The 13,456-nt window shown below is 58.8% G+C and carries 13 protein-coding genes and 1 tRNA gene; 7 read left to right on the forward strand and 7 right to left on the reverse strand.

What is annotated here, in order from left to right; all coding sequences use genetic code 11:
• Positions 1-310: 310 nt before the first annotated feature.
• Positions 311-2,299 (forward strand): U32 family peptidase, encoded by a 1,989-nt coding sequence (locus AB4P92_RS02760; RefSeq protein ID WP_047303369.1) that lies wholly within the window; start codon positions 311-313, stop codon positions 2,297-2,299.
• Positions 2,300-2,413: 114 nt separating this feature from the next.
• Here the strand turns inward: AB4P92_RS02760 and AB4P92_RS02765 are convergent.
• Positions 2,414-2,488: transfer RNA gene (locus AB4P92_RS02765), tRNA-Gln, on the reverse strand.
• Between the two features lie 318 nt (positions 2,489-2,806).
• Between AB4P92_RS02765 and AB4P92_RS02770 the strand changes: the two genes are divergently transcribed.
• Complete coding sequence (locus AB4P92_RS02770) at positions 2,807-3,835, forward strand: alpha/beta fold hydrolase (RefSeq protein WP_395598814.1); 1,029 nt, start codon at positions 2,807-2,809, stop codon at positions 3,833-3,835.
• A gap of 71 nt (positions 3,836-3,906) precedes the next feature.
• Here the strand turns inward: AB4P92_RS02770 and AB4P92_RS02775 are convergent, their stop codons facing one another.
• From AB4P92_RS02775 to AB4P92_RS02800, 6 genes are all read right to left on the reverse strand, one after another.
• Positions 3,907-4,266: a DUF6124 family protein gene (locus AB4P92_RS02775; protein ID WP_395598815.1), complete on the reverse strand. Its 360-nt coding sequence runs from the start codon at positions 4,264-4,266 to the stop codon at positions 3,907-3,909.
• Positions 4,267-4,371: 105 nt separating this feature from the next.
• Positions 4,372-4,737, reverse strand: a complete 366-nt coding sequence (locus AB4P92_RS02780) for a DUF6124 family protein (RefSeq protein ID WP_047303363.1) — start codon at positions 4,735-4,737, stop codon at positions 4,372-4,374.
• A 437-nt stretch (positions 4,738-5,174) separates the two neighbouring features.
• Positions 5,175-5,969: a nitrilase-related carbon-nitrogen hydrolase gene (locus tag AB4P92_RS02785; RefSeq protein ID WP_395598816.1), complete on the reverse strand. Its 795-nt coding sequence runs from the start codon at positions 5,967-5,969 to the stop codon at positions 5,175-5,177.
• A gap of 183 nt (positions 5,970-6,152) precedes the next feature.
• Positions 6,153-7,178 (reverse strand): GlxA family transcriptional regulator, encoded by a 1,026-nt coding sequence (locus tag AB4P92_RS02790; protein ID WP_395598817.1) that lies wholly within the window; start codon positions 7,176-7,178, stop codon positions 6,153-6,155.
• A gap of 86 nt (positions 7,179-7,264) precedes the next feature.
• Positions 7,265-8,425, reverse strand: coding sequence for a radical SAM/SPASM domain-containing protein (locus AB4P92_RS02795; RefSeq protein ID WP_210625150.1), 1,161 nt, complete (start codon positions 8,423-8,425; stop codon positions 7,265-7,267).
• A gap of 123 nt (positions 8,426-8,548) precedes the next feature.
• Positions 8,549-9,442 carry a LysR family transcriptional regulator gene (locus AB4P92_RS02800; RefSeq protein WP_395598818.1) on the reverse strand — a complete coding sequence of 298 codons (894 nt, stop codon included), beginning with the start codon at positions 9,440-9,442 and terminating at the stop codon, positions 8,549-8,551.
• Positions 9,443-9,557: 115 nt separating this feature from the next.
• Here AB4P92_RS02800 and AB4P92_RS02805 point away from each other — a divergent pair, with 115 nt between their 5' ends.
• The 5 genes from AB4P92_RS02805 (at position 9,558) to phnE (ending at position 13,449) form a co-directional block, all read left to right on the forward strand.
• Positions 9,558-9,959 (forward strand): RidA family protein, encoded by a 402-nt coding sequence (locus tag AB4P92_RS02805; protein ID WP_395598819.1) that lies wholly within the window; start codon positions 9,558-9,560, stop codon positions 9,957-9,959.
• A gap of 250 nt (positions 9,960-10,209) precedes the next feature.
• The gene (locus tag AB4P92_RS02810; protein WP_047302104.1) at positions 10,210-11,073 is read left to right on the forward strand and encodes a putative selenate ABC transporter substrate-binding protein; all 864 of its coding nucleotides are present in this window, start codon (positions 10,210-10,212) and stop codon (positions 11,071-11,073) included.
• Entirely contained in the window at positions 11,070-11,867 is a 798-nt protein-coding gene (locus AB4P92_RS02815; protein ID WP_395598820.1) for a phosphonate ABC transporter ATP-binding protein, read from the forward strand. The genes AB4P92_RS02810 and AB4P92_RS02815 overlap by 4 nt, the downstream gene beginning before the upstream one ends.
• Positions 11,861-12,685: a PhnE/PtxC family ABC transporter permease gene (locus tag AB4P92_RS02820; protein WP_395598821.1), complete on the forward strand. Its 825-nt coding sequence runs from the start codon at positions 11,861-11,863 to the stop codon at positions 12,683-12,685. Before AB4P92_RS02815 ends, AB4P92_RS02820 begins: the two co-directional genes overlap by 7 nt.
• Positions 12,682-13,449 (forward strand): phosphonate ABC transporter, permease protein PhnE, encoded by a 768-nt coding sequence (gene phnE, locus AB4P92_RS02825; RefSeq protein ID WP_273878502.1) that lies wholly within the window; start codon positions 12,682-12,684, stop codon positions 13,447-13,449. The genes AB4P92_RS02820 and phnE overlap by 4 nt, the downstream gene beginning before the upstream one ends.
• Positions 13,450-13,456: the final 7 nt, after the last annotated feature.

Here is a 13,456-nt window from a genome sequence, read left to right on the forward strand (position 1 = left end):
CGCGATGGCGCACAGATAGTCGACATCTTTATTGACTGATCCACTGCCATCTCGGGCAAGCCCGCTCCCACAGGGTTTTGCGGTGGTCGCGAGATCTGTGTATGGCACAAATCACTGTGGGAGCGGGCTTGCCCGCGATGGCGGCGGGCCAGGCAACATTGATGTTGGATGTGCCTGCCCCTTCGCGAGCAACCTTGCCCCCACAGGGTTTGGCAGGGTGGCGTTTGCCATCGGGCAGCACGGGCGTGCCCGGCGCGCATTTCGGGGCTACAATGCGCGCCTCAACCGTGACAGCCTGACTAAAAAAACTATGTCCTTGCCCAAGCATCATCTGGAATTGCTCAGCCCTGCCCGCGACGTGGCCATTGCCCGCGAGGCGATCCTGCACGGCGCCGACGCCGTGTACATTGGTGGCCCAAGCTTCGGCGCCCGCCACAACGCTTGCAACGAAGTAAGCGAGATCGCCGGGCTGGTGGAATTTGCCCGTAAATATCACGCGCGCATTTTCACCACCATCAACACGATCCTGCACGACAACGAACTGGAGCCGGCGCGCAAGCTGATCCATCAGTTGTACGACGCCGGTGTCGATGCATTGATCGTCCAGGATCTGGGCGTGATGGAGCTGGACATTCCGCCGATCGAGTTGCATGCCTCGACCCAGACCGACATTCGTACGCTTGAACGGGCAAAGTTCCTCGATCAGGCCGGCTTCTCGCAATTGGTGCTGGCTCGCGAACTCAATCTGCAGGAAATCCGCGCGATCGCCGATGAAACCGACGCCGCCGTCGAGTTCTTCATTCACGGCGCGTTGTGCGTGGCGTTCTCCGGCCAATGCAACATTTCCCACGCGCAGACCGGGCGCAGCGCCAACCGTGGCGATTGCTCCCAGGCCTGTCGCTTGCCGTACACCCTTAAAGACGAAAAGGGTGGCGTGATCGCCTACGAGAAACACCTGCTGTCGATGAAGGACAACAACCAGAGCGCCAACATCCGCGCCCTGGTCGAAGCCGGTGTGCGCTCGTTCAAGATCGAAGGACGCTACAAAGACATGGGCTACGTGAAGAACATCACCGCCTATTACCGTCAGCGCCTCGACGACGTGCTCGAAGATCGTCCGGACCTGGCCCGCGCTTCCAGCGGCCGCACCGCGCACTTCTTCGTGCCCGATCCGGAAAAAACCTTCCACCGCGGCAGCACCGATTACTTCGTGACTGATCGCAAGATCGACATCGGCGCCTTCGATTCGCCGACCTTTACCGGTTTGCCGGTGGGCACGGTCGAGAAAGTCGGCAAGCGTGACATGCAGGTCGTGACCCACGAACCGCTGTCCAACGGCGACGGTCTGAACGTACTGGTCAAGCGTGAAGTGGTCGGTTTCCGCGCCAACATCGCCGAGCCAAAAGGCGAGTTCGAAGAAGACGGCGAGAAGCGTTATCGCTACCGCGTCGAGCCGAACGAAATGCCGGAAGGCCTGTACAAACTGCGTCCGAACCACCCGTTGAATCGTAACCTCGATCACAACTGGCAGCAGGCGCTGCAAAAAACCTCTTCCGAGCGTCGCGTGGCGCTGAGCTGGGCTGCGCGTCTGCGTGAAGAGCAGCTGGAAGTCACCGCCACCAGTGAAGAAGGCATCAGCGCCAGCGTCACCCTGAACGGTCCGTTTGGCGTTGCCAACAAACCTGAGCAGGCACTGGAGCAGTTGCGCGATTTGCTCGGCCAACTCGGCACCACGCAGTACCACGCCACCGACATCAAACTCGATGCGCCACAGGCATTCTTCATCCCTAACTCGCAGCTCAAATCCCTGCGCCGTGAAGTGATCGAAGCGCTGACCGCCGCCCGCGTCGCCGCTCATCCGCGCGGCGGCCGCAAAGCCGAAACCACGCCGCCACCGGTGTACCCGGATTCGCACCTGACGTTCCTCGCCAACGTCTACAACCAGAAAGCGCGCGACTTCTACCATCGTCACGGCGTGAAGCTGATCGACGCTGCGTACGAAGCGCACGAAGAAGCAGGCGAAGTGCCGGTGATGATCACCAAGCATTGTCTGCGTTTCTCCTTCAATCTGTGCCCGAAACAGGCCAAAGGCGTGACCGGCGTGCGCACCAAAGTCGCGCCGATGCAGTTGATCCACGGCGATGAAGTGCTGACGCTGAAGTTCGACTGCAAGCCGTGCGAGATGCACATCATCGGCAAAATGAAAGGCCACATCCTCAACCTGCCGCAACTGGGCAGCGTGGTTGGCCACATCAGCCCTGAAGACCTGATGAAAACCATCCCGCGCGCACCGCACTGAGTGGTCGGCGTGCGCGGTGCTTCGGCGCCGCGCACGCCTGCCCTGCTCCATCGAGGCCAAATCGCAGGCATAAAAAAACGCCAACTTCTTTCGAAGTTGGCGTTTTTTGATAAATGGCAGGGGCGGCTGGATTCGAACCAACGCATGGCAGGATCAAAACCTGCTGCCTTACCGCTTGGCGACGCCCCTACAGCACTTGTCAGCGGCTCCGTGAGGATCACTGCAAGAACGGGGCGCAATTTATCAATATTCGTTACGTTTGGGAAGCCCGAAATGAAATATTTTTTGTTTTAAAACAGCGACTTATTTTCTTGGCCGGTTTTAGCCCAATGATCGGCCCGTTTGGCGGCGTGTATCACACTGTGTACCTACCCCGCCGCGATACAGCGGATTTCAACATCGCCCCTCTTCGACACAGGTCAGATACGTCTCGGCGCTCAAATGCACTCAAGGTTTGAAGGGTTCATTCGCAACCCTCATCCGACAGTTCGCACAGGAGACGTCACCATGAAAATGGCACTGCACACCCGCAAAACCGCATTCGGACTTTCGATTCTGGCGCTGTCGTTGTTCGGCGCCTTGGGTACGGCTCAAGCCCAAACCGCAGAACCTGCGGCTGCGAGCTATTCCGCGCCCTCGCCGTTCGGTCCGCTGAAGCATGTGAAGGCGGGTGTGCTGGACGTCGCTTACGCCGAAACCGGTCCGGCCGACGGCCCGGTGGTGATTCTGTTGCACGGCTGGCCCTACGACATTCACAGCTACGATGAAGTCGCGCCATTGCTCGCGGCCAAAGGCTATCGCGTATTGATGCCGTATGCGCGGGGTTATGGCGATACGCAATTCCTCTCCAAAGACACCCTGCGCAACGGCCAACCGGCGGCGCTGGCCAGTGACGTCATCGACTTCATGGATGCGCTGAAGATCAAGCAAGCGGTTCTCGGCGGTTATGACTGGGGCGCACGCTCGGCGGACATCGTCTCGGCGCTTTGGCCGGAGCGGGTCAAGGCGCTGGTGTCGGTCAGCGGCTACCTGATCGGCAATCAGGCGGCCGGGCAGAACCCGCTGCCGCCCAAGGCTGAATTGCAGTGGTGGTATCAGTTCTACTTCGCCACCGACCGCGGCCGCGCTGGTTATGCGAAGAACACCCACGACTTCGCCAGGCTGATCTGGCAAACCGCTTCGCCGCAGTGGAAGTTCGATGACGCAACCTTCGATCGCTCCGCCAAAGCGCTGGAGAACCCCGATCACGTTGACATCACCGTGTTCAATTACCGCTGGCGCCTGGGCCTGGTGCAGGGCGAGGCGAAATACGCGGCGCTGGAGCAGAAACTGGCCACCGCCCCATCGATCAGCGTGCCGACCATCACCCTGGAAGGCGACGCCAACGGTGCACCGCACCCGGCGCCGGAGGATTACGCCAAGCGCTTTACCGGCAAGTACGAGTTTCGGCTGATCAACGGTGGCATTGGCCACAACTTACCGCAGGAAGATCCGCAGGCGTTTGCCAAGGCTGTGATTGATGCGGATCACCTTTAAAAGTCTTCCCCTACCCGCACAAAAAAGCAGTCAACCGCTCAGGCTGACTGCTTAATGGCTAACGTGCGTAATTACTCCGTTGGCACAACGATATCCAACGCCTTGTTGACCGCCAACTCTCCCAACATGACCACTTGGGCGATACCCAACAAGGTATGACGGTTCGACCCTTCCAGCAGCCCTGCAAAGTTACCGAGCATGACCGTGGCAGACGCTAAAGAGCCGCTGGCATTGGTCAGCAAGGACTCGGCGTTGGACTGCGGGTTGACCATGAACATAGTGCTGGGCGTATAGGGTGTTGCCATGATCCCGGCTGCTGGCAGCAGGTAATGGTCAAGCGCACGCTCTGCCGCTTCGTGGAGTTTTCTTGAGTTGGGTGATACGTACGGCGATGCCGGATCTGTGACGGGTGGTTCGGGTTTCTTGGACATCAGCTGAAACTCCATAAGAGCCAGAAGGCCTGAAGCGTCACGATCGCGACCGCAGACGCTTGTGTGCAATGAGGGAGCAAGCCCCCTCACTCATCTGCATCGCGACTATTGCGGCAAGCGCTGGTTATCCAGGACTCGCCCGACCACCAGTTCGCTGAGCATGATTACCTGCTGCAGCACCAGCATCTTTTTGCGATGCGGCCCCTCCATCAACTCGGCGAACTCACGCGCCATGTCACTGGCAGACGACAAGGTTTCGTAGGCCTCGACGAGCAGCGTTTCGTCATCCACCGTGGGGTCGATGAGATAGATTCGGCCGGTCTTGCGTGTGGGGATTGAAGTCTTCAATGCCGAGGGATTGAGATAGAAGTTGATCGCGCGTTCTGTTGCCTCTTTGATGTTTTGAGGTTCGAGCGCTGCGTCGTAGGGGATTGGATCGGTTTCTGGCGGGTTGGGCGTGATTTTGAACATAGATGACACTCGCTTAGCAAAAAATAAGGAGCCATCACTCACGCTACCAAACGAGGGTGGTGACCATTACGCAGGTTGGTAGACCGGTCTAAGCGAGTAAACCCCGGCGCTCCCGAAAGAGCCCCACGCATGGCCACCATATAAAACCGAGTCCCGAAAGGAGACTGTATATAGCGGCGCATTACGCTTAGAGGACGGGCTACCAAACCCGATCACTGTTTTGCAGTGACAGGGAAACGATACAGCCCGCCTCAAAGCGCGTAAGCCGGCGGATTCTGGCGTACGCGTAGGCAACGGCGCAAGGTGGTGTAGCCGTTATGGCGTAACAATGCGTGTAAGTTAAACGTGCATGCGGAATAGTGTTTAAACAGCCTGCATGCCCTGGTCCTGAGGTGCCTTGGCAAAGAGTTGGGCCAAATAGCGTTACTTCCGTAGGTTCATTTTAAGTGTGGGCCTGATAAAGCATAGCGGCTTGCCTCTGCCATCAAGTCATCGCACATAGGATTCGCCTTGAGGACGTGTGCAGCCGGGTCGATTATCGACAAACCCAGCGACGTCTCTTCTGTGGCGCAAATCCAGACTTCTCCCATAGGCCCGACAATTTGGCTTTCACCTCGGAATGTCGCCTCTGCGCCCGCATACATTTCCACACCCGTACGATTGGCACAGATCAGCGGAGTGGCGTTTTCCATTGCGCGAATGCGCGCAAGCTGGGTTGTCCAAGGCCCACCATAATTGGCTGGACAACACAGTAACTGCGCACCTTGGCGCACCAACAGGCGAGCGGCCTCTGGCATCCAAAGGTCGAAACAGGTAAGAACGCCGAAACGGCAGATTCCGTCATCGAAACACGCTAATGAATCGCCTGGGGTGAAGATCAGCTTTTCTATACGAGACAGGTGGCACTTGCGCTGTTTCCCCAGCCAGCGCCCGCGCGATACGACAATCGCCGTATTGTAGATTTGATCGCCGTCACGCTCGGCGATGCCCGCAATCAGCGTTGCATTCTTGTCTGCCGACAGCTGCAGTAAAAACTGCGCCGTTGGCCCATCGAGTGCCGATTCAGCATAAAGAAACAATGCCTCACGCGATTCGTGAAAATAACCAATGGTGCAAAGCTCGGGCATTACCAAGAGATCAAATTGTTCCGAGTCAACAGCATCGCGAATTTTATTGAAGTTTGCTGCTGGGTCGCCAAATGAAACCGGGTACTGCAAAAAAGCGGTCAGCATGAATTCTTCCAACCATTATGGGGAGGGATCTGGGCCCGGAATTATCTTGCTTCGGGCGGCATCAAATTTGGAATATTTCCTTACCGGATGTCAGGCAAGCCACCCGCGCCGCATCAGATCAGTCACCGTAAACAACATCGGCCTGGAAAAACCGAAGTGAACTCGGGCTGGTAACGGTTTGGGTTATTTGACGAGGCGTTTTTCCTTCGAAGGTCGATACCCAAAATACGAGCTATAGCACTTACTGAAATGACTCGGCGAAACAAACCCGCACGCCACCAGCACTTCCACCTGCGAAAGCTCGGTGTGTTGCAGCAAGCGCCGTGCTTCGGTGATGCGCAATTCCAGGTAATAGCGCTGCGGTGTGGTGCCGAGCTGTTCCTTGAACAAGCGCTCCAACTGGCGGCGGGAGCGGCCGGCGTAGACCGCCAGTTGCTCCAGCTCCAAAGGTTCTTCCAGGTTGGCGTCCATCAGCTTCACCACTTCACGCAGCGGTGCGCTGACGCAGATATTTTCATCCGGTTTGATCCGTCGATAACGCGACTCCTCGAAGGCGAGGATATCCTCGACGCCCTCGACCAGGGCCTTGCCGTGGAGGTTCTTGATCCAGTCCAGTGCCATGTGAAACGCCCCCGACGGGCTTGATGCCGTGAGTCGGTCGCGGTCGATGACGTAGGGTTCGCTGCTGACGTGGGTGGTCTTGGCGATTTCGGTCAGCGCCGGGCGATGTTCCGGGTGGATCGCGCAACGATAGCCGTCGAGCAATCCGGCGCGGCCCAGAAACCACGCGCCATTCCACAAACCGGCGAGGCTGACACCGCGTTCTGCTGCCGCTTTCAACAGGTTGATGAACTCGTCACTGGCGCGCAGTTCGGTTCGATAGCCGCCGCACACCACCAACAAATCCAGATCCTGAAGTGCCGCCAGATCAATCCGCGCATCTGGCCGAATCACCAATCCCAGATCGCTGATGACCTCAGCTTCACTCAAGCCAAACGTGCGCGTAGAAAACAGCTCTGCGCGCAACAGATTGCTGGTGATGATCGTGTCCAGCGCCTGGGTGAAGGCCGGCAGCGAAAAGTGTTCAAGCAGTAAAAAACCCGCGCGCGTCACGCGGGTCTGGTCAGCGGATTGCTCATTCAGATAGCGGAGGTTTTTGCCCTTCATGCCCCCGCTGAATTGACGTCGTTCGATCAAGGTCTGGTCCATCGGTCATGTTGTTATGCGCCGATAGTTGGCCTGAACCGCGCCGGAGTCAATCACGCCTATTACTGACCGGGTCATCCTGACTGCGTTTACACCGCTGAAAAAAGCCCGGCGCCCACTCGCCCTTCCAGGCGACCGAAGAGCACGTAGTGCTGATAGCCGCTGGTGAAAGCGCCGGTGGAAACGGCGTGGCGCACGTCATCGTTCAATTGAAGGTATTGGGCTTCATCGAAATTTTCGGAACTGACCTCGCCGGCCCGGCCGAGTTGCTCGCTATCAATCGGCAAACCCGCAATGGTGCGTTGCTGGAAATCGATCATGCGATTGATTGCATGACTTTCAAGCACGCCCTTGCCGGGGTACATCGCGTAGATGTGCATCCCCTTCTTTACGCACCGATTGCACATGTCGACACAGTTTTTCTGCGTGTTTTTACGCGTCATCAATTCGTCGACATTGATGTCCAGATACTTTCCGACCTGATATTCGCTTTGATTGAAGATGGTGCAGCAAAGCACTGTATTGCCGTTGCAGTCGATCACCAACCAGTCATCTTTGAGTGTGCACGCTTGCTTGTGGAAGTGTTGTACGACATTGACCAGATCGTCGTAAGGCGGCAATGCCAGCCTTTTCAGGGTCTCGTGGTCAGTGTCGGTCACGGAAGGGTCGCGTTCGACAATGGCCAGCGCCTTCTCCAGCGGCATCATCACGGAGTAACCCGTGCTGAATGTAAAGCCGAGACGCTCACTGAACTCGCGCATCAGTGCTTCTTCCGCCAGGTTGTCCAGATACCGATGGTAATAAACCTCGACATGGGTGTTCAGACCATGACGCTGCACTATTTCACTCAGCGTGATCATGTTCTGTTTTACAACTTCGATATCCCCCCCTACATGCCCCTTTGCGTAGGTCTCCTGGTAAAACCCTGACAGCGAAATACGGAAGAAACCCGGCTCGGCCAACAAGGCCTTTTCCATGTTCTTGGCCAGGTTCAGGTTAGTGCTGACGCCACTATTCATGCCGGCCGCATTGATGATCTCGATGAACTCGCCGATCTTCGGATGCACCAAAGGCTCAGTCCAGTTGTAGAGAAAAATCGCTCGAACGCCTTCGCGTTTGGCCTTCTCGACGATCTGCCGGAACATGTCGAGTTGCATGGCTTTTTTGAAGTTGAGGTTTTCCGAGTTGCCCATCGGGCAAGAGGGGCAGCTCAGATTGCAGGCGCCGACGATATCGATGTACATATTCATGATGAGTAAAGCTCCTTGAGCTCAACGCTACTCTGGTCAACGCCGCAGGCTTTCGGGTTGCCGGATGTGTTAGTTATTTGACGACATTGAGCACGTCCAAGCAAAAAGCGCACCACACGCCTGCTATGCCATTAACTCCACAACCCAATCGATAAATACTCGCAACTTCAAGCTGATATGCCGGTTCGGCGGATACGCGATGTAGAGAGGCATCGATTCAAGTTGCCAGCCCTCGAACAGCGGCACTAGCTCGCCGCGCGCCACCGGGGCGTCGGACATGTACCTGGGCAGCCACAGCACGCCCATGCCGGCCAGACCCGCCGCAAGGTAGGCATTGCCGTCGTCGACTGCCAAAACATGGCGACCCTTGATCTGCAGGCTTTGCTTATCGTTATGCAGGGCATACGGCATGGGCTTGCCGGTGCGCGCCCACAGGAACGCAACCACGCGATGATGGGAATCTTCCAGCTCCTGCGGATGCATCGGCGTGCCGGAGCGAGCGAGGTAGTCGGGCGCGGCAAACACGCCCAATGGCAGATCCGCGACCTTGCGCGCCATCAGTGACTGGTCCAGCAACTCGCCGCCACGCACCACGCAGTCGACGTTCTCATCGATGATGTCGACGATGCGATCGCTGACGCCCATATCGATTTGGATGTCTGGATACCGCGCGTGAAATTCGGGCAATGCCGGGATCAGAATCAAGCGAGCGAACGGGCTCGGCACATCCACGCGCAATCGTCCACGTGGCGATACCGAGGCACCGGGCAAACTGGTTTCGGCGTCCTCCATGTCGGCCAGCAACTTGATCACGCGCTGGTAATACGCCGCACCGTCAGCCGTGACATTGACCTTGCGCGTGGTGCGATTGAGCAATTTGACCCGCAACCGCGCCTCCAACTGCTGGACCAGTTGCGTCACGGTGGTCTTGCTCATGTGCAGGGTTTCAGCGGCTTTGGTGAAGCTCCCCGCCTCGACCACCCGTGCAAACGCCTGCATTGCATCAAAACGGTCCATTGCTCGGCTTCCGATTGTTTGGGTTTCACAAACAGTTAACGCCAAGCTTGCGCGTTTATCGCGCACCTGCAAATCCCTAAAGTTGGGCCATCACCTCATTGATGGAGACACCCCCATGACACAGCGCGATGTTGTTTTCCCACCTACCCGCCGGACCCTTTACGAGCGCCATCGCTACTCTCCGGCGATCCGCTCCAACGGTTTTCTGTTTGTCTCGGGCCAAGTCGGCAGTACGGAGGACGGTACGCCCGAGCCGGATCTGCAGAACCAGGTGCGTCAGGCCTTCAATAACCTGAACGCGATTCTCGACGAGGCCGGTTGCACGTTCGAGGATGTGGTCGACGTCACGATTTTCATGGTTGATCCGCAATCGAAGTTCGAGACGATCTGGAACATCGTGCTGACGGAGTTCTGGGGCGAGGCGCCGCATCCGACCGTTACCGCCGTTGGCGTGACCTGGCTGTATGGTTTCGACTTCGAGATCAAGGTGATCGCCAGACTCCCCGAAAAGCACTGATTGCCCCTTGTAGGAGCTGCGGCACGCTGCGATCTTTTGATCTTTAACAACAAGATCAAAAGATCGCAGCGTGCCGCAGCTTCTACAGGGGTTGTCGGGGTGCATCAAGTGTGGCCAACGCTGATGCGCGCTGGCCTTTAAACCCTCGAATGCGTATAACCTCGCCGTTTCGTCTAACCTGACTTTGCGCCCAGCCTCGACTGCACAACGGCGGCGCTTCGACTTTGACGCTCACGAAACGGAGAATTCCATGCTCAAACGAACCCTGGCACTGACGGCCGGCCTGGCCCTGTCCTTTTCCGCGCTGATGGCGCAAGCCGCTGATGTATTGAAGGTCAGCGCCATTCCCGATGAAGCCCCGACTGAACTGCTGCGCAAGTTCGAGCCATTGGGTGCGTATCTGGAACAGCAATTGGGCATGAAGGTGCAGTTCGTCCCGGTGGCCGATTACCCGGCAGTGGTTGAAGCCTTGGCCACCGACCGTCTCGACATGGCCTGGCTGGGTGGCTTCACGTTTGTGCAGGCACGCCTGAAGACCGACGCTACCACTCCGGTGATTCCGCTGGTGCAGCGCGAACAGGATGCGCAGTTCACCAGCAAATTCATCACCGCCGACCCGAACGTCAAAAGCCTGGCCGATCTGAAGGGCAAGACCTTCGCTTTCGGTTCCGTGTCGTCGACTTCCGGCAGCCTGATGCCGCGCTACTTCATGCTGAAAAACGACGGTATCAAGCCTGAAGCGTATTTCAGTCGCGTCGCCTACTCCGGTGCCCACGACGCCACGGTTGCCTGGGTGCAGGCTGGCAAGGTCGACGCCGGTGTGTTGAACGCCAGTGTCTGGCAGAAACTGGTGGACGCCGGCAAGGTCGACACCAACAAGGTCAAAGTCTTCGCCACCACTCCGTCGTACTTCGATTACAACTGGACTGTGCGCGGCACACTCGACCCGGCGCTGGCGGCGAAGATCAAAAAAGCTTTCCTTGATCTGGATCCGGCCAACCCTGAACAGAAGAAGATTCTCGATCTGCAGGCTGCCAGCCGTTTCATCGACACCAAGCCTGAGAACTACAAGGGCATCGAGGAAGCCGCCCGCGCTGCCGATCTGCTGAAATGACGCTACGCCTCACCCACGTCAGCCTGCGCCACGCCAATGGAGTCGATGCCCTGCGCGGCGTCGACTTGCAGATTGGCGTCGGCGAACAAGTCGCGATCATCGGCTCGTCCGGGGCCGGTAAATCGAGTTTGCTCAACCTGCTGGCCACCGCACTGCGGCCCAGCAGCGGCGAGGTCGAAGTACTCGGCGAACGCGCATGGCACTTGTCTGCCCGCCAGCGACAACGCCTGCGCGCGCGTATTGGCCTGGTGCATCAGGCGCCGCCCCTACCGCTGCGCCAGCGCGTGGTCACGGCGGTGCTGGCCGGCAAACTCGGGCAATGGAGCTTGGGTAAAAGCCTGCTGAACCTGCTGCATCCACTCGACGTGCCCGGCGCCCGCGCGGCATTGGCACGGCTCGATCTGGGCGATAAATTGTTCGCCCATTGCCAACAACTATCGGGCGGTCAGTTGCAGCGCGTCGGCATCGCTCGGGTGCTGTATCAGGCGCCGGAGATTCTGCTGGCCGACGAGCCGGTGTCGGCGATGGATCCCGTCATGGCCGGGCACACGCTGACGGTGCTGTCGCGTCATGCCCGCGAACATAACGTCACGCTGGTGGCGAGCCTGCATGCGGTGGACCTCGCGCTGTCGCACTTCCCGCGCATCATCGGCTTGCGTGACGGGCAAATTCTGTTCGACAGCCCTGCCGATCAAGTCAGCCACGACATGCTCGACGCGCTGTACGCCAATGAACATCTGCAATCGCCGCCCTCGGCAGTTGCGCCTTTGCCTGTGCAGATTCCGCGATGCTGAGGGCCGCTTCACGCGATCCCGCGGCGTGGCCGCGTCTGCTGCTGACGGTTTTGGCGATTGCGGTGCTGTGGCCGGGAATCCAGCTCAGCGAGCTGAATCTGGCCGTGCTGCTGCCCGACAGTCAGAATGAAATGGGCCGGTTTGTCGCGCAGTTCTGGCCGCCCGCTCACGATGAAGATTTTTTGCAGTTACTGTTCAAAGCCACGCTGCAAACCCTGGCGATTGCCACGGCAGGCATGGCGTTGGCGCTGTTGCTGGCGGTGCCCGCCAGTTTGCTCGCCAGCCGTGCCTTGTCGCTGTCTGCCGCTTCACGGGGTGGCGTGCCAAGTCGTTTCGGTCGTTTGTTGCGCTGGCCGGTTCGTGGGTTGCTGATCTTCCTGCGCAGCGTGCCGGAAATCGTCTGGGCGCTGTTGTTCGTGCGCGCCGTGGGCCTCGGCCCGGCGGCGGGCGTGCTGGCGATTGCGATCACCTACAGCGGCATGCTCGGCAAGGTCTACGCAGAGATTTTCGAATCCACCGACCAGCGTCCGGCGCACGCGCTGTTGCAGTCGGGCAGCGGTCGACTGGCGAGTTTTGCTTATGGAATCTTGCCGAATGTCGCCGGGGAATTGCTCTCGTACACGGTCTATCGCTGGGAGTGTGCGATCCGCGCTTCGGTGGTGATGGGTTTTGTTGGCGCCGGTGGCCTGGGCCAGCAAATCGACCTGTCGATCCGTATGTTCGCCGGCGGTGAGGTCGCGAGCATTCTGCTGACGTTCCTGCTGCTGGTGCTGGTGGCCGATCAACTCAGCCGTTTGCTGCGCTGGAGGCTGGCATGAACCGTCTGATCAATCTGTTGCTGATCGCCGGCATCGGCGTGGCCGTCATCGCTTCGTTCATCTACTTAGGGCTCGACCTAGGCGAGCTCGGCAGTGCCACCAGCCTGAAACAGATGGGCGCGTATGTGCAGCGCTTTCTCAGCCCGGATCTGAGCGCCGATTACTTGAAAGCGATCCTCCATGGCTCGCTGGAAACCCTGGCCATGTCGGCGCTCGGCACCCTGCTCGCCGCGCTGCTGGGCATCGTCCTCGCCCTGCCCGCCGCAGGACGTTTCGGCTGGCCGCTGCGCAGTGCTTCGCGATGGCTGCTCAATGCTCTGCGGGCCATTCCGGAACTGGTCTGGGCCGCGCTGATGGTGCTCGCCGCCGGGCTGGGCCCAAACGCCGGGACGCTGGCCCTCGCCCTGCACACCACTGGCGTGCTTGGCCGCTTGTTCGCCGAAGCGCTGGAAAACACCCCGCCGCAACCGGCCGAAGCGATCCGCTTGCAGGGCGGTAATCCGATCCTCGCCTTCTGCTACGGCACCCTGCCCAACCTCGCCCCACAACTGCTCGCCTACGTCCTGTACCGCTGGGAAAACAACATCCGCATGGCCAGCGTGCTGGGTTTTGTCGGCGCGGGCGGATTGGGGCAGATGCTGTATGTGAGCCTGAGCCTGTTTCAGGAAGCACAGGCCAGCACGGTGATTCTGGCAATGCTGGTGCTGGTGTTTGCGGTGGACTGGTTGAGTGCGTGGAGCCGCCAGCGCTGGGTGAAGGCGTAAGTACAGA

The sequence above is a fragment of the Pseudomonas sp. A0308 genome (genome assembly GCF_044218815.1).
In the GTDB taxonomy this organism is placed as follows: domain Bacteria; phylum Pseudomonadota; class Gammaproteobacteria; order Pseudomonadales; family Pseudomonadaceae; genus Aquipseudomonas; species Aquipseudomonas iridis.

Coding starts and splice junctions, on each gene's coding strand:
- AB4P92_RS02805 (WP_395598819.1), top strand. CDS start 9,558: ATGACACAGCGCGATGTTGTTTTCCCACCTACCCGCCGGACCCTTTAC.
- AB4P92_RS02810 (WP_047302104.1), top strand. CDS start 10,210: ATGCTCAAACGAACCCTGGCACTGACGGCCGGCCTGGCCCTGTCCTTT.
- AB4P92_RS02795 (WP_210625150.1), bottom strand. CDS start 8,425: ATGAATATGTACATCGATATCGTCGGCGCCTGCAATCTGAGCTGCCCC.
- AB4P92_RS02785 (WP_395598816.1), bottom strand. CDS start 5,969: ATGCTGACCGCTTTTTTGCAGTACCCGGTTTCATTTGGCGACCCAGCA.
- AB4P92_RS02780 (WP_047303363.1), bottom strand. CDS start 4,737: ATGTTCAAAATCACGCCCAACCCGCCAGAAACCGATCCAATCCCCTAC.
- AB4P92_RS02760 (WP_047303369.1), top strand. CDS start 311: ATGTCCTTGCCCAAGCATCATCTGGAATTGCTCAGCCCTGCCCGCGAC.
- AB4P92_RS02815 (WP_395598820.1), top strand. CDS start 11,070: ATGACGCTACGCCTCACCCACGTCAGCCTGCGCCACGCCAATGGAGTC.
- AB4P92_RS02790 (WP_395598817.1), bottom strand. CDS start 7,178: ATGGACCAGACCTTGATCGAACGACGTCAATTCAGCGGGGGCATGAAG.
- AB4P92_RS02800 (WP_395598818.1), bottom strand. CDS start 9,442: ATGGACCGTTTTGATGCAATGCAGGCGTTTGCACGGGTGGTCGAGGCG.
- AB4P92_RS02770 (WP_395598814.1), top strand. CDS start 2,807: ATGAAAATGGCACTGCACACCCGCAAAACCGCATTCGGACTTTCGATT.
- AB4P92_RS02820 (WP_395598821.1), top strand. CDS start 11,861: ATGCTGAGGGCCGCTTCACGCGATCCCGCGGCGTGGCCGCGTCTGCTG.
- AB4P92_RS02775 (WP_395598815.1), bottom strand. CDS start 4,266: ATGTCCAAGAAACCCGAACCACCCGTCACAGATCCGGCATCGCCGTAC.
- phnE (WP_273878502.1), top strand. CDS start 12,682: ATGAACCGTCTGATCAATCTGTTGCTGATCGCCGGCATCGGCGTGGCC.